The following is a 15,286-nucleotide window of genomic DNA, read 5'->3' as shown; positions in this document are numbered from 1 at the left end:
ATAAACTGATGAAAAAACGAGTGTATTCACTGATTGCGGCCCTGGCCTTAGTGGGAGGCACGGCCGCAGCGCAGGATTATAAGGACGATCCGAAGTACGGTGCCGATCCTGCGTCCCGCGAACAGAATGTCCGCATCCTGAATTTCTTCGGCGACGCGTACAAGGCCAAAGACTACAACCTGGCGACGCTTTACCTGCGCCAGCTGATCGAAGGCGCACCGAAAGCCTCCGAAAACATGTACATACGCGGTATCGACATTTACAAGAACAAAGCCGCCGGCGCCCAGACCAAAGAAGACCGCCGGATGTACGTGGACAGCATCCTGTGGATCTACGACAAACGTATCGAAGCGTTCGGCGATCATCCCCAGCGCGGCGAAGCCTACCTGAAAAGCGAAAAGGCCAAAATGTTCCTGAGCATGATGCCGGCCGACCGCGAACGTCTGTTCAAACTCTTCCGCGAAGCGCTCGACGAGAAGCATCCTTTCGAGCCGGCGCTGGCCGTGATGTACTTCAACGCCGTGGTGGAAAGTTTCAAACTCGACGACGTGACCCCGGAAGAGCTGATGGAAACCTATGAGAGCCTCAGCGAACGCATCGCCGCCAGCCAGGACAGCGATGCCGCCGAAGCCGGGAAAACGCTGGACGACCTGTTCGCAACCAGCGGCGCGGCGAACTGCGAAACCGTCGAAAAGATCTACAAACCGAAATACGAAGCCGACCCGGACAACCAGCAGTTGATCGAGACCGTTCTGGCGCTTCTGCACCGCGGCAAATGTTCCAGCGAATTCTACCTGACCATGCTGGAAAAATACTATCAGGTGAACCCGAAACCGGAAGTGGCCGTGCAGCTCGCCTCCGTGTTCCAGGAGAAAAAAGATTTCGCCAAGGCATTGGAATATCTGCGTATCGGTATCGATAATGAGACCGACCAGGCCAAAAAGATCAACTTCCTGCTCCAGGCCGCTACCATGACCAGCGCATCCGGTTCTTACCGCGAAGCGGCAACGTTCGCCCGCCGGGTTATCGACCTCGATCCGAACAACGGGGTGGCTTACCTGCTGTTGGGAGCCGCATTCGGCAGCGGCGCCGGCAGCGCTTGCAGCGGTTTCGACAGCCAGACCGCCATGTGGCTGGCCGTGGACAATCTTTCCCGCGCCCGCCAGTTGCTTCCGGCGGACGATCCCCAGCAGGCGCAGATCAGCAGTATGATCGCCAATTACAGCGCCAACTTCCCGAAAAGCGAAGAGACTTTCATGCGCGGGCTGAACCCCGGCGACTCCTATACGGTCAATTGCGGCTGGATCAGCGGTCGTACCACCGTGCGCGAACGTTAATCTTTTCTTATCCGGAAAGGGGCGGCACGTTTGCTGCGGAGCCGCCTTTTCGCCTATGAAAAACTTACGACGAAGCATCGCCAGACCTGTAACAGTGCTTGCCGCCACGATGGCGGCAGGCACTCTTTTTCTGTCTTCCTGCGGCGGTAAAGAACCGGAACCGACGGTCGAGGATCCCGAAACGACCCCGACCCAGGTCAGCCATAACCACCGGATCATCAATTCCGTGGACGGGCACCGCCAGTACCGGATGGAGACCCCCCTGCTGGAGCGTTACGAACTGGCCGAGGAGCCGTTCATGGAGTTCCGCCGGGGAATCAAGGTGGAGACATTCGATTCGGCCCTGAGGGTGGAAAGCGACCTGGTCGCCGATTACGCCCGTCTGAACGAAGTCACCGACCTGTGGGAAGCCCGCGGGAACGTGGTCGCCCACAACTACAAAGGGGAGAAAGGGGGGCGTACCCTCTATACCGAACGGTTGTACTGGGACCAGAAAAAGAAGAAGATATACAGCGATACCACGGCCCGGGTCGTCGATGGCAACAGCGTGCACGTGGGCAGCAATTTCGAAGCCGACGAGAGTTTCGAGACGTGGAGTTTCCACAACACTTCCGGCAAAATCGAAGTCGATGCCTCCGCCATGAGGGATACCACCGCCGGCCCGCAGACTCCGGCCGCGGCCGATACGACGGCCCTTCCGTAGCTTAACCGAATCCCGTTCATGGAGACACAGATCATCGTTATCGTCATCGCCCTCGTCCTGTCGGCCTTCTTTTCCGGCATGGAGATCGCTTTCCTCTCGTCCAACAAGCTGCGGCTGGAAATCGAACGGAAGCAGAGCAAGACCTACAACCATATCGCCAGTCTCTTTCTCAAGGCTCCCGGCCAGTACATCTCGACCATCCTGGTGGGGAACAATATCGCGCTGGTGATCTACTCCATCTTCATGAGCGCCCTCTATACGACCGTTACGGGAAGTTCCAACTACGCGCTGGAGACCCTCGTTTCCACGCTGATCATTATCTTCACGGCGGAATTCCTGCCGAAAGCCGTCGTCAAGGCCGATCCGAATTTCTACCTGAGGGTTTTCGCTGTACCGCTGTACGTCTTCTATATCGTTTTCTATCCCCTGGCCCGTTTCACCACCCTGCTGTCCGCGCTGCTCCTGCGACTAACCGGAAGACGTGTGGCCGATACGCCCCGTGCCGTCGGATTCGGCAAAGTCGATCTGGCCACGCTGGTCGAAGAGGCTGCCGGGAATGAAGAGGGCGGCGACGAGGGGAAAGAGGATAACGGGCAGCGGATCCGCCTGTTCCAGAATGCGCTGGACTTCTCCGAACAGCGCGTGCGGGACTGCATGGTGCCGCGTACCGACATCGAAGCGATCGACGTGAACGACAGCGTGGACGACCTGCGCCGCCTGCTGGTGGAGACCGGTTTTTCGCGCGTACCCGTCTATGAGGGTACGATCGACAACATTATCGGTTACGCCAATATCAAGAGCCTGTTCAAAACCCCCGCCACGATTCGGGAGATCTTGCAGGAGATTCTGTACGTACCCGAAACGATGCCCCAGCAGAAACTGCTCGGCGAACTGACCCGCGACTACCGTTCGCTGGCCGTCGTGATCGACGAATTCGGCGGCACGGCCGGCCTGGTAACCCTCGAAGATCTGCTGGAGCAGATTTTCGGCGAGATCGAAGACGAACACGATGCCGACTACCTGGTCGAGAAACGACTGTCCGACAGCGAGTACGTGCTGGCCGGACGGCTGGAGATCGACCACCTGAACGAAACGTACGGCCTCGGCATTCCCGAATCGGACCGTTACGACACGCTGGCGGGCTACATCCTCGACCAGAGCGAAGACCTCCCCAAACCGGGCGATGTCGTCAAAGCCGACGGACTGAAGATCAAGATACTGCGGACGGGGCGTACGCGCATCGAACTGGTGCAGGTCACAAAAGTCCGGCCTGCATAAAAGGGCTTCGCCATATCGAAAAAAAACAGTACATTTGCCCCCATTGGGCGCCCTGCGGCCCATCCTCCTGATTATAAAAAAGTACACACGATAAAGAATGGTAACTCTCAACACACTCAGAAACAAAGGCGGCGTTCTGCTGGCTGTCGTGATCGGCGTGGCCCTGCTGGCTTTCGTGCTCGGCGACATGCTGACCTCGGGCAGCACGCTGATGAACAGCTCCAAGATGAACGTCGGGGTGATCGACGGCGAAAAGATTTCCACGCAGGAATATGCGCAGGCCATCGACGAGCTGACCGAAGTGCAGCGTATCACCACGGGCCGCGAAGGTTCGACCGAAGAACAGAACGAAATGGTGCGCGTGCAGGCGTGGGACCTGATGATCCGCGAAAAGGCCCTGAAACCGGCCCTGTCTGCCGTAGGTCTGACCGTGTCGGACGACGAGATGGTCGGCCTGCTCAGCGGCGCCAATCCTTCGCCGATCATCGCGCAGATGTTCGCCAACCCGCAGACCGGCATGTTCGAACCGGCTATGTTGCGCCAGTTCATCGCCGGTGTGGATCAGGACCAGACCGGACGCATGCAGATGTTCTGGAACTATCTGCAAAACGAGGTCGGTGACCAGAGCCTGATCTTCAAATTCAAGAACCTGATCGACAAGGCGGCTTACGTGACCGGGTTCGAGGCCGGACAGCTGGCGTCGCTGGAATCGAAGACGTACAGCGTGAATTACCTGGTGAACCGTTACGAAAGCATCGCCGACAGCACCGTGCAGGTGAGCGACGCCGAACTGCGGAAATACTACGACACCCATCGGGGGATGTTCAAGCAGGAAGACCTGCGCGACATCGAATACGTGACTTTCGAGGCGTTGCCTTCGGCCGATGACTATGCCGCGGCTGAAAAGACCGTGCAGGGGCTGGCCAAAGACCTGGCTGCTGCCAAGAACGTGCAGCAGTTCGTGGCCATGAATTCGCAGAATACGTTCGATTCCCGTTATTACAAGCCGGGCGAACTCACCGGGGAGCTGGGCGAGTTCGCGTTCAGCGCTTCGGCCGACCAGGTGTACGGCCCGGTGCTCAGCGGCGACCAGTGGACGATGGCGCGTATCGCGGACGTGCAGGTGATGCCGGACAGTATCCGGATCAGCAATATCGTGATCGCCGCCGACCAGAAAGCGCTGGCGGACAGCCTGACCGCGGCTCTGCAAAAAGGCGGGGATTTCGCGGCGGCGGCCCGCGAGTTTTCGGCCGATGCGCAGAGCGGCGCACAGGGCGGAGACCTGGGGATGATGGATCCGCAGACGCTGGCCCCTCAGTTCGCCGAAGCCCTGAAAGGGGCCGCAGCCGGAACGGTGAAGGCGGTGAATACGGCGGAAGCTACCTTTATCCTGAAAGTGACCGCGACGAAAGGGGAATCGGAAAAGGTACAGCTCGGGGTCATCAATTACAATGTGGAGGCGAGCGACCTGACGCGCAGTGAAGTTTACGGTCGGGCCAACAAGTTCGCTACGGCGGCTGCGGCCGGCGGATTCGAGAAAGCCGTAAGCGACGGGGCGCTGGCCAAACGTGTGGCTACCGTCGGGCCGAACGACCGGACGGTGGGCGGTATGCAGCAGTCGCGCGAGTTGGCCCGGTGGGCGTTCAACGGCGAGGCGGGCGATATTTCGGAGGTGCAGGAGTTCGGCAACAACTTCGTGATCGCCACGATTACGGCGGTGCGCGAAAAAGGTATCGCGCCGTTCGAACAGGTCAAAAACGACCTGAAAGCGCTGGTCGTGCGCGAGAAGAAGGGCGAGATGCTGGCGGAGAAAATGACCGGCGCCTCTTCGGTAGCGGCTTTGGCCGGTACGCTGGGCGTCGATACGCTGAGCAACGACGATATCAATTTCCAGGGCTTTATGGCTCCTGAGGTGGGCTTCGATCCGGCTTTCACGGGCGGTGTGTCGGGGATCGCCAAAACGGGCGTGGTTTCCAAGCCGATCGTAGGCCGCGTCGGTGTCTATGCCGCCGAGATCGTCTCGGAACGCGAAACGCCGGTGGACGAAGCGCTCGAAAAGGCGCGGCTGTCGGCCGAAGCGCAGCAGAGCGCATTCATGGCGGCTTACGAAGCGTTCCTGAACCTGAGCGATATTCAGGATACCCGTTACCGATTCTATTAGAATCGCTGCGCGGGGCCGAAAACGGTTAAAAACCGGTACATCGGCAGGATAGGGAAAAGCCCTGTATATATTGATCGAAGGGATTTCATTTCCCCTGCCGCATTTTATGCGGCAGGGGAAATTTTTATTGCGGGGCAACGGTTTTTCGGCAGATAGGTTTTGGCCGGCATATGCGACCTTGTTCCGTTTGATGCTCTTGCCTGATTTTCAAAGGCTCGATTCTATATCCGATAGGGTGGTATATGTGGGTTTACCTTACCCTGTTATGTGTTTCGATATACCCGGAGTTTTCGTCGATACTTTTTCGGCTCGCGCCGGCCTCTCCGGGTCTTTTGCCCGGGTTTGTACCGCCTCATGTCGTCCGGCGCGGAGCCGATAGAGGGAGATGATCGTCGAATAGGTTTGGTATACCAAAGTATATAATCGGGTTTTGGAATGGTCTGTCTTACGCCGCTCCCTTTTCGCGGAGAAACTTCCCGACCGGAGTCCCCGCAGGGCCGTTTGGGGAGATTATTACCCGACTTTAGGTGAAGTCGTATTTTGATATACCTTTTAGCCGATGTTTTTCGGCTCGTGCCCCTTGGAACGGGAAACGTCCGGAATCCCCGCAGGATCGTTCCTGGGGATAGTTTTTTCGTTTTGGGGGCGGAATCGTAAATGAGCAGGGCCATCGGGATTTCAGAATCCCGATGGCCCTGCACGTGATTTTGTCCGGAGAACTGACGTGCCGTCCGTTCCGGATTCGGGCGGCGGCGTTCGTGCCCCGCGGATATTATCTCCCCTGACAGGCGCGGACTTTCCGGGCCATGGCCGAGGCGAAGATGAACTCTTCCAGCTCTTTGTTGTCGGTGTCCAAAATGTCGTCTTTGGTGCCTTCCCACCATTTTCGCCCCTGGTAGATGAAGATGATCGTGTCGCCGATCTCCATCACCGAGTTCATGTCGTGGGTGTTGATGATCGTCGTGATGTTGTATTCCTGGGTGATCTCCTGGATCAGGTTGTCGATCACGACCGACGTTTTCGGGTCGAGACCGGAGTTCGGCTCGTCGCAGAACAGGTATTGGGGGTTCATCACGATTGCCCGCGCGATGGCCACGCGCTTGATCATCCCCCCGCTCAGTTCCGAGGGGTACAGGCGGTTGGCGTTGGTCAGGTTCACGCGTTGCAGGCAGAAATTGGCCCGGTCTTCCTTCTCGCTCTGCGACATGTCGGTGAAAAGGTCGAGCGGAAACATGACATTTTCGATTACCGTCGAGGAGTCGAGCAGGGCGCCGCCCTGGAAAATCATACCGAGTTTCTGGCGGATCTCCCGCTTGACGGCCAGCGGGGCGCCGCTGAAGCAGAGATCGTTGTACAGGATCTGCCCGCTGTCGATCCGGTGCAGTCCCACCAGGCATTTGAGCAGTACGGTTTTGCCCGATCCGCTCTGCCCGATAATCAGGTTGGTCTTGCCGGGCTGGAAAGAGGCGGTGATGTGGTCGAGCACCAGGCGCCCGTCTTCGAAGGATTTGCAAACGTCTATGGCTCGTATCATCAGTCGATCAGCATGATTTGGGTGAGTATCAGGTCGAGGATCAGGATCACGATGCTGCTGACCACTACGGCGCGGGTGCTGGAACGCCCGACTTCGAGCGAGTTGCCTTTGGCATAATAGCCGTAATAGGCCGAAATGGTCGATATCATAATCCCGAATACGCAGGCTTTGATAATGGAGTAGGCGATATAGAACGTATTGACGGCGTAACGGATACCCGATACGTATTCGAACGGGGGGAATATCTGGGTGACTTGCACGACGGCATAACCGCCGATCACGCCGATGACCATGCTCATGATGGTCAGCAGCGGGAAAAAGAAGGCGGCGGCCACGACTTTCGGCAGAATGAGGTAACTGGCGGAATTGACGCCCATGATTTCGAGGGCGTCGATCTGCTCGGTGATCCGCATGGTGCCGATTTCGGAGGCGATGTTCGAGCCTACTTTGCCGGCCAGAATAAGGGCGACGATGGTGGAGCTGAATTCGAGTACCAGCGATTCGCGGGTGGCGTAGCCGATCATCATCTTGGGGATGAAAGGGCTTTCGAGGTTATTGGCCATCTGGATCACGACCACGGCGCCCATGAAAACGGAAATGATGGCGACGATGCCGATGGAGTTGAGTCCGATGGCTTCCATCTCGAAGAAGGTGCGCTTGCGGTAAATCGAAAATTTCTCGGGCCGCGAAAACACTTTCTTCATCAACATCAAATATTCGCCGGTCTCTCTGAATATACTCATAACTCTTACCTTTGCTTTTAATCATTCGTTTATTCGTACGCTGAGGGTAGAGTCCACTGTTCTTTTTCTGAAGAAAAAGAACCAAAAAGACTTTCCAGAGGCTGCCCACAGGGCAGCCACGCTGTAACTGCCCTTTGCATTTGCTATGCGGGAGGGGGATAAGTCGCTTCCCGCAGCATTCCCCCTCCCGCATAGCAAAACGGAGCTGACACGGCATTAGCATCCCAACGGGATGCGTTCGGAAGTTTTTCTGGTTCTCTTTGTTCACAACCGACGCTGCCAGCGAATCCAGAGACCGTTTACGGGCTATGGTAAGCGGCGAGGAGGAACCGAGTAGCGTTCCGAGACCAAAGACCGTTCACGGTCTTTGGCAAGGCAGCACGAGGAAGCCGCAGGCAAAACGAGCGTAGCGAAGTTAAAGAGAACAGTCACCTCAAACCTAAACAGTACAAATAAACGAATGATTAGAAGCAAAGGTAATGAAAAAGGGGGAAAGGATATGCCGAATGGGAATTAAGCCCTATCTTTGGGAAGCCAAACGAAAAAGACAAGCCTATAGATATGGATCCGCGGAACAACTACGGCGTAATCATGGCCGGCGGTATCGGCAGCCGATTCTGGCCCCTCAGCAAGAACCGCATGCCCAAGCAATTCCTCGATATATTGGGAACCGGGAAAAGCTTCATACGCAGCACCTTCGAAAGATTTCTGCCGGTAGTTCCGGTCGAAAACATTCTTGTGGTCACCAGCGCCCTCTATAAAGACCTAGTGCTCCGGCACCTGCCCGAATTGAGACCCGAACAGGTACTGACCGAACCCGTGCGGCGTAACACCGCTCCCTGTATCGCGTACGCCGCTTACCGCATCGCGGCCGAAAATCCGCAGGCCAATATGATCGTCGCCCCGTCCGACCATCTGATTACCGGAGAGGCCGAATTCCAGAACATCCTGCGCGAAGGGCTGGCGTTCGTCGGCGGGACGGAAAAACTGCTGACCATCGGCATCCGGCCCTCGCGCCCCGAAACCGGATACGGTTACATACAGATCGATACGGCCCCGCGTTCCGAAACCGAGGGAACCTCGATCTGCAAAGTGAAGACCTTTACCGAAAAACCCAACCTCGAAATGGCCCGGGTATTCGTCGAAAGCGGCGAATTTTTTTGGAACTCCGGCATTTTCGTCTGGTCCGTGCCCGGCATCCTCAAGGCGCTGGACACCTGCCTGCCCGATATGTCCGCACGCTTCGCCGCCGGGAAAGGCGACTACCGCACCGCATCCGAACAGCCGTTCGTCGATGCCATATACCCCTCGTGCGAGAACATATCGATCGACTACGGCGTGATGGAAAAATCCCCCGACGTTTATGTGCGTTGCGGCGATTTCGGATGGAGCGACATCGGTACCTGGGGGTCGTTGTACCAGCATGCCGTGCGGGACGAGCGGGACAACGTGCTCGGAGGCGGCGGCCACGTGCTGGCATACGACACTAAAGGCACCGTGGTGAACGTTCCCGAAGGGAAAGTCGCGGTCGTCGAAGGGCTGGAGGATTATCTGGTTATCGAAAAAGATAACGCGCTGCTGATCTGCCGCCGGTCGAGCGAACAAAGCATCCGAAATTACGTGGAAGATGTCAAATACAGGTTTGGGGAAGAATTTATCTGAGCTTTACGAGCTGTATTGCGAGAACGGCGGGCAGGTGACGACGGACAGCCGTACCGTCGCCGCGCAGGCTGCCTCGCACGACGGTGTGGGGCCGGTCTTTTTTGCTCTGAAAGGCGAAAATTTCGACGGAAACGATTACGCTGTACAGGCGATAGCGGACGGTGCGGCTGCGGCGGTGGTGCAGGGCAGGCTGCCCCGCGGCGTCGAAGCCGAATCGGAAGAAGCCGCCCGGTACATCGTGGTGAAAGATACGCTGGCGGCCTTGCAGGAGTTGGCCGCCCATCACCGGGAGACGCTCGGCCTGCCTGTCATCGCGCTGACGGGCAGTAACGGCAAGACCACCACGAAAGAGCTGACGGCCCGTATCCTGCGCACGAAATATCGGGTGGCCTGTACCGAAGGCAACCTGAACAACCATATCGGAGTGCCGCTGACCCTGCTTTCGATCCGGGAAGACGACGATGCGGCGATCGTCGAGATGGGGGCCAACCACCGGGGGGAGATTGCGGCCCTGTGCGCGTTGGCTAAACCCGACATCGGACTGATTACCAACGTGGGCCGTGCGCATCTGGAAGGGTTCGGAGGGCCGGAAGGGGTGCGGCTCGGCAAGGGCGAGCTGTACGATTATCTGGCGGCGCACGGCGGGACTGCGTTTTATTCGGCCGACGATCCGGTTTTGGCCGGGATGGTGTCCGAGCGGTTCGGGAAGTCCGAAGGAACCGCCCTCGGTTACACGGCGGCGGATCTCGGTATTTCGGCGGTATCGGGTACCGAGGGCGACCGGCTCGTGCTGGCTCTCTCCGGGGGAGGGGAGACGGCGACCGGTATGACGGGCGGTTATAACCTGTCCAATGTCGCGGCGGCGATGGCCGTGGGACGGTATTTCGGCATCGGGGCGGCAGAGGCGCTGGCGGCCGTGGCGTCCTATGTCCCGGACAACAACCGGTCGCAAGTCGCGGTCTCGGCCCGCGGGACGGGGAATACGCTTTACATGGATGCTTACAATGCCAACCCGTCGAGTATGGCGGCCGCGCTGGATAATTTTCTCGCCCTGCCGGTGGCCGGGGAGCGGGTGGCGATACTGGGGGATATGCGCGAATTGGGCGATTTCGCGGCGGCCGAGCACCGGGCGGTAGTCGGGCGGTTGGCGGCGTGGCCCGGAATCCGGTGTTATCTGGTGGGGCCGGAGTTCGGGGCGGTCGTATCGGGGACGGAGAACGAGCGTCGGGCCTATCCGTCGGCAGAGGCGCTGGCGGAGGCCTTGAAAAGCGGCGAAATCGTGATCCGCGACGCCCATGTACTGGTCAAAGGCTCGCGGGGTATCGCGCTCGAAAAGCTCTATCCGCTGCTCTAAGGCTGTCTCGCAGGCTGGTTTCCCGTTCGATGGGTTTCGGCAAGTACGGACGATTTTATCCGGCAGCCGGTTTTCCTTTCATCGCACTTCCATCGGTAGTCAATGTCCAGGTGTTCGGAGATCGTATCGGTTTTTACATGAGACCGTAGCTTACGGGGTATTCGGTTCAGAGCAGCTGCAGCCCGGCTGGAGTGCCCGGCGGCACCGGATCTCCGCTACGGGAGGCTGCGACCCGCCGCTGACGCGGAAACCTAATTTAACTGTAGGGTTTTTATTGATGCGATTCATAAGAATCGCCGGCTTTCGCGCCCAAGCGGCTATGCCGCTTCGGGGGGGGGCGCAAAGCCGAACGGGTAAAACAGTTTAACCGTTCGGTTAATTTATATAATTGTCGGCCGGAGCCAGCGGGGCCGCAACAAGCACCGCGCCGTTGCAGGCCTACGCCGGGGGTGGCTCCGGCCTGACTAAGGGAGAACATTGTGATTAACCGTAGATTTAAAAACTCCTTTTTCCAGCGTCTTACTTTGTACCCGAAGTATGATAAAGGCTGATAACCCGGGAATGTGCGATTTCCCAATCCGACAGGAGTCGGGAACGGGGAATCGCATTCCCAGCGGGTTCTTTGCTTGCTTTCTTGCCCGCACAACCGACACAGCAGCCGAGAGCCATCGGGCTTACACGAATGGCCGAGGCGCAAGGAGGAAGCCGAAGGCAACAAAGCAAGTGCTCCGCCGGCATGAGGTGTCCGGAGAAGCCGATGCCCCCGCGGCATGAGCGGGCAAAGAAAAACAAACGCCCGTCGACGACAAACAGTACATTAAACCTGCGATTGTAAAAGCCGGTCCCTGCCGGCAGACTCCCGTCGAAAGGTCCGTAACCCATTTCAACTCATCCGCAACCGACGGCTTTCGATAAAAAATACGGCTAAAATTCGGAAATATCCCTATCAGGCTTGGGTTTCGATGTTCCGGCACGCATCTCCCTGCACGCCCTGCGGCTTTGCCCGCGACCGAGCCGGCCGGAAAACCGAGACAAACCGAACAGATACGTCCGATTTGCGGCCCGTATCTCCCTGAAGCATGGAAACAGGGCCGTTCGGGGATAATCTTAACCGGCTCTGGGAGAGTATGCACATCCATACGTTCCCGAGCAGGCCGTATATCGTAACGAACCGGACAACGAAAATCCGCCTGCCGAGGCTGCAAGGCCCGACAGGCGGATACCGGTTTTTTCGCACCGTCCGGACGGCGGCTGCGGTCTATTCGTCCTTGTCCGTATCCGAGTAGGCCTTGAGCAGTTTGTCCTGTACTTCGGCGGGTACTTGCTCGTAACCGGCGAACTTCATCGTGTAGGTGGCACGGCCTCCCGTCAGCGAACTGAGCGAAGTCGAATAGCGGGTCATTTCGGCCAGCGGCACGCGTGCCGTCAGAATCTCGAACCCTTTTTCGCTGGTCATCCCTTCGATAATGGCCCGGCGGTTTTGCAGGTCGCTCATCACGTCGCCCAACTTGTCGCTCGGCGCCAGCACCTCGATCTGGTAGATCGGTTCCATGATTTTCGCCCCGGCGTTGCGGAACGCCTCTTTGAACGCATTGCGGCCCGCCAGCTTGAACGAGATTTCATTCGAGTCCACCGGGTGCATCTTGCCGTCGTAAACCACCACGCGGATGTCCCGCGCATAGGAACCTGTCAGCGGCCCTTCCTCCATCTTCTCCATAATTCCTTTCAGAATGGCCGGCAGGAAACGGGCGTCGATCGCTCCGCCGACGATCGCGCTGCAAAAGACCAGCTTGCCGCCCCAATCCAGATCGATCTCTTCGACGGATTTGATGTTCATCACCTGTTCGCGCCCGTCGATTTTGTACTTCGACGGAGCGGGCATCCCTTCGTAATAGGGTTCGATCACCAGCGACACTTCGCCGAACTGTCCTGCGCCGCCGGACTGTTTCTTGTGGCGGTAGCCGGCGGCCGCCGTGCGGGTGATGGTTTCGCGGTACGGCACTTTCGGCGGGAAATAATCCACCTCGATTTTATGCGTGTTCGCCAGCTGCGTCCGGAGGATGTTGAGGTGATGTTCGCCCTGTCCCGAAAGAATCGTCTGTTTCAACTCCTTGGAGTACTCGACGCCGATGGAGGGGTCTTCGTAGGTGGCGCGGATCAGCAGTTCGCCGAGTTTTTCGTCTTCGGCGCTGTTCCTGGCCTTGACCGCCGTGCGGAAACGCGGCTGCGGGAACCCGATCAGGTTGATCTGCCAGTCGGCGCCGGGGCCGTTCAGCGTGTGGTTCACGCGGGTGGCTTTCAGTTTGACGGTGCATCCGATGTCGCCGGCGCAGAGTTCGGCCACTTTCGTCCGGTTGCGCCCGGCGCTGACGAACAGCTGGCCGATCTTCTCCTTGTTCCCGGTGGCCATGTTGGTCAGTTCCATCCCTTCGGCGAGCGTCCCGCTGATGACGCGGAAATAGGCCACCTCGCCCAGATGCGGTTCCACAGTGGTTTTGAATACGAAAACGGACACCGGCCCGTCGGCGTCGGCCTGTACGTCGCCACCCCCGATCAGCCGGAAGTTCGGCGCTTTGAGCGGCCCGGGAGCCACGTTGATGATGAATTCCATCAGGCGTTTGATCCCGATGTCTTTTTTAGTGGAGAGGCAGAATACCGGTACCAGGTCGCGCTTGGCCAGCCCCAGTTTGATGCCCGACCGCATTTCGTCCTGGGTAAGGGTGCCTTTGTCGAAGTACAGTTCCATCAGGGCTTCGTCGTTCTCGGCGGCCGCTTCGACCAGCGCTTTGTTCAGTTCTCTGGCCCGTTCCATCTCGGATTCCGGTATCGGCAGTTCTTCCCGCTCGCCGGTGTCGCCCTTGAATTTGTACATTTTCATCATCAGCACGTCCACGAAACGGTCGAAATCCGGCCCCGGATTGACCGGGTACTGCACCACGACGATCGGGGCTTCGGAGTTCGCCCGCAGCTCTTCGACGGTTTGCTCCCAGTTGGCTTTTTCGGAATCCAGCTGGTTTACGGCGGCGATAACGGGTTTCTCGTGTCGCCGGGCGTAACGCGCCTGTATTTCGGTACCCACTTCGAAACCGTTCTGGGCGTTGAGCAGCATCACGCCCACGTCGGCCACTTTGAAGGACGAGAAGAGGGCGCCGCAGAAGTCGTCCGCGCCGGGGGTGTCCAGAATATTCAGTTTATAGCCGTTGAACTCGGTATAGAGGACGGTGGAGAAAATCGAACGGCGGTTCTGATGCTCGATGTCCGTATAATCCGATAACGTGTTTTCACCCTCGACGGAGCCGCGGCGTTCGATGACTTTGCCTTCATAGGCCATGGCTTCGGCGAGGGTGGTCTTGCCTGCCCCGGAGGCGCCCAGCAGGACGATGTTTTTGATTTCGTTGGTGGGGTATTTTTTCATAACGAGCGGGTTTTATAGGGTTGTTTTGCGAAAATCGAATTCCGATTCCGCCTATAAATATAATAAATGGATTCCAAATCCAGGCAGGATAATCGTTTTTATTGTTTACAGGTGTTTTTATACAAAAGAAAAGAATGCGACCCGAGGGGCGTGTTCCGGTCGCGGAATAAAAGGAAAGGGGCGCCCGATTTTGTCGGACACCCCTTCCCCGTACTGTCTCCGCACGCGGAACATCGTGCCGTTCGGCAACGGCACGAGGACCTGCCGCAAAAGCGTTTCCGGGACGGATCAATGGGGAGTCTTTTCGGCCGTGCGGCATTCGCTGTAAACGAGGCTCGCTATGTAATCCCGCAGTTCGCGTCTGCTGGCGCGTCGGCAGTAGCGGTATCCCTGCGGCAGCAGGTGCCATTTGCGGAAATCGCGCAGGTTCGGACTGCTCGTTTCCAAATAAATCCGGCCGTTCACGCGTTTGTCGAATATGCCCCACAGCGAACCGCATGCGGGACAACAGGCCGAATGCCTATGGAACAGATACAATTCACCGTATTCGAAGTGATAGGCGGCCGCGCGATGGATGGGGGCGGGAACGGACGGCATGCTCCGCCGCGAGGATAGGAGGCCGTGTTTGACAGATTCCGGGTTTTTCATTTCCGGCACTGATTTTGAGGTGGATAATCTCGATATAAAAGCGCGGAACCCGACTTCAGGATAGAATTAAAATTTTCCCTCAAATCAAATTCGAACTTAAGTCGGGAACCGCGCATAACGCGTCCTGACTGTTTACAGTCCGATTGATTTGAGGGGCATTCTATCCAAATAAACAGCAGAGCCGTATTTTGGTTGTTCAAATATAGCAAAATCGCTGCGCTCGGCAAAATTTCCGGACTATAATTTCACTTCTTTCCGTCATTTTTGCAGTAATCGTTATTCCGGGTAAGGCGATTATGGATTTTCGGGTACCGGCCGTTTGACACCTGTTTTCTGCTCTCGCCGGACTCTTCGGGTCTCCCGTGCCCTGCCGGCTCGCCCGCAACCGGGCTGGCCATCAGGAGTACCGAACGAATGGGGATATCTCCGCTTAGACAATCGAACCGGGTAA

General features: G+C 57.7%; 10 protein-coding genes. 6 read left to right on the top strand and 4 right to left on the bottom strand.

What is annotated here, in order from left to right; genetic code table 11:
• Positions 1 to 8 precede the first annotated feature (8 nt).
• The 4 genes from RIKMI_RS0104680 (at position 9) to RIKMI_RS13050 (ending at position 5,479) form a co-directional block, all read left to right on the top strand.
• Positions 9 to 1,337 (top strand): tetratricopeptide repeat protein, encoded by a 1,329-nt coding sequence (locus tag RIKMI_RS0104680; RefSeq protein WP_027290645.1) that lies wholly within the window; start codon positions 9 to 11, stop codon positions 1,335 to 1,337.
• Positions 1,338 to 1,392: 55 nt separating this feature from the next.
• On the top strand, positions 1,393 to 2,040 hold the full coding sequence (gene lptC / locus RIKMI_RS13055) for an LPS export ABC transporter periplasmic protein LptC (protein ID WP_084135180.1): 648 nt from the start codon (positions 1,393 to 1,395) through the stop codon (positions 2,038 to 2,040).
• A gap of 18 nt (positions 2,041 to 2,058) precedes the next feature.
• Positions 2,059 to 3,318, top strand: coding sequence for a hemolysin family protein (locus RIKMI_RS0104670; protein WP_027290644.1), 1,260 nt, complete (start codon positions 2,059 to 2,061; stop codon positions 3,316 to 3,318).
• A gap of 97 nt (positions 3,319 to 3,415) precedes the next feature.
• Positions 3,416 to 5,479, top strand: coding sequence for a SurA N-terminal domain-containing protein (locus tag RIKMI_RS13050; protein WP_051214350.1), 2,064 nt, complete (start codon positions 3,416 to 3,418; stop codon positions 5,477 to 5,479).
• Between the two features lie 772 nt (positions 5,480 to 6,251).
• Here RIKMI_RS13050 and RIKMI_RS0104655 read toward each other — a convergent pair.
• Entirely contained in the window at positions 6,252 to 7,013 is a 762-nt protein-coding gene (locus tag RIKMI_RS0104655; RefSeq protein WP_027290643.1) for an ABC transporter ATP-binding protein, read from the bottom strand.
• The gene (locus RIKMI_RS0104650; protein WP_027290642.1) at positions 7,013 to 7,756 is read right to left on the bottom strand and encodes an MlaE family ABC transporter permease; all 744 of its coding nucleotides are present in this window, start codon (positions 7,754 to 7,756) and stop codon (positions 7,013 to 7,015) included. Before RIKMI_RS0104650 ends, RIKMI_RS0104655 begins: the two co-directional genes overlap by 1 nt.
• A gap of 561 nt (positions 7,757 to 8,317) precedes the next feature.
• On the opposite strand from RIKMI_RS0104650, the gene RIKMI_RS0104645 reads away from it, so the two are divergent.
• Positions 8,318 to 9,418 carry a mannose-1-phosphate guanylyltransferase gene (locus tag RIKMI_RS0104645; RefSeq protein WP_027290641.1) on the top strand — a complete coding sequence of 367 codons (1,101 nt, stop codon included), beginning with the start codon at positions 8,318 to 8,320 and terminating at the stop codon, positions 9,416 to 9,418.
• Positions 9,399 to 10,772, top strand: coding sequence for a UDP-N-acetylmuramoyl-tripeptide--D-alanyl-D-alanine ligase (locus RIKMI_RS0104640; protein WP_245584933.1), 1,374 nt, complete (start codon positions 9,399 to 9,401; stop codon positions 10,770 to 10,772). Before RIKMI_RS0104645 ends, RIKMI_RS0104640 begins: the two co-directional genes overlap by 20 nt.
• A gap of 1,258 nt (positions 10,773 to 12,030) precedes the next feature.
• Here the strand turns inward: RIKMI_RS0104640 and RIKMI_RS0104635 are convergent.
• Positions 12,031 to 14,187, bottom strand: coding sequence for an elongation factor G (locus RIKMI_RS0104635; protein WP_027290639.1), 2,157 nt, complete (start codon positions 14,185 to 14,187; stop codon positions 12,031 to 12,033).
• Positions 14,188 to 14,475: 288 nt separating this feature from the next.
• Entirely contained in the window at positions 14,476 to 14,835 is a 360-nt protein-coding gene (locus RIKMI_RS0104630) for a hypothetical protein (protein WP_051214349.1), read from the bottom strand.
• Between the last annotated feature and the right edge of the window lie 451 nt (positions 14,836 to 15,286).

The sequence above is a fragment of the Rikenella microfusus DSM 15922 genome (genome assembly GCF_000427365.1).
In the GTDB taxonomy this organism is placed as follows: Bacteria; Bacteroidota; Bacteroidia; order Bacteroidales; family Rikenellaceae; genus Rikenella; species Rikenella microfusus.
The sequence above is the reverse complement of the archived record's forward strand: the minus strand, read 5'-3'. Positions and strand labels throughout refer to the sequence as shown.

Bases quoted from the DNA above. Each gene is read 5' to 3' on its own strand.
- RIKMI_RS0104680 (WP_027290645.1), top strand. From the start codon at position 9: ATGAAAAAACGAGTGTATTCACTGATTGCGGCCCTGGCCTTAGTGGGA.
- lptC (WP_084135180.1), top strand. From the start codon at position 1,393: ATGAAAAACTTACGACGAAGCATCGCCAGACCTGTAACAGTGCTTGCC.
- RIKMI_RS0104670 (WP_027290644.1), top strand. From the start codon at position 2,059: ATGGAGACACAGATCATCGTTATCGTCATCGCCCTCGTCCTGTCGGCC.
- RIKMI_RS13050 (WP_051214350.1), top strand. From the start codon at position 3,416: ATGGTAACTCTCAACACACTCAGAAACAAAGGCGGCGTTCTGCTGGCT.
- RIKMI_RS0104655 (WP_027290643.1), bottom strand. From the start codon at position 7,013: ATGATACGAGCCATAGACGTTTGCAAATCCTTCGAAGACGGGCGCCTG.
- RIKMI_RS0104650 (WP_027290642.1), bottom strand. From the start codon at position 7,756: ATGAGTATATTCAGAGAGACCGGCGAATATTTGATGTTGATGAAGAAA.
- RIKMI_RS0104645 (WP_027290641.1), top strand. From the start codon at position 8,318: ATGGATCCGCGGAACAACTACGGCGTAATCATGGCCGGCGGTATCGGC.
- RIKMI_RS0104635 (WP_027290639.1), bottom strand. From the start codon at position 14,187: ATGAAAAAATACCCCACCAACGAAATCAAAAACATCGTCCTGCTGGGC.
- RIKMI_RS0104630 (WP_051214349.1), bottom strand. From the start codon at position 14,835: ATGAAAAACCCGGAATCTGTCAAACACGGCCTCCTATCCTCGCGGCGG.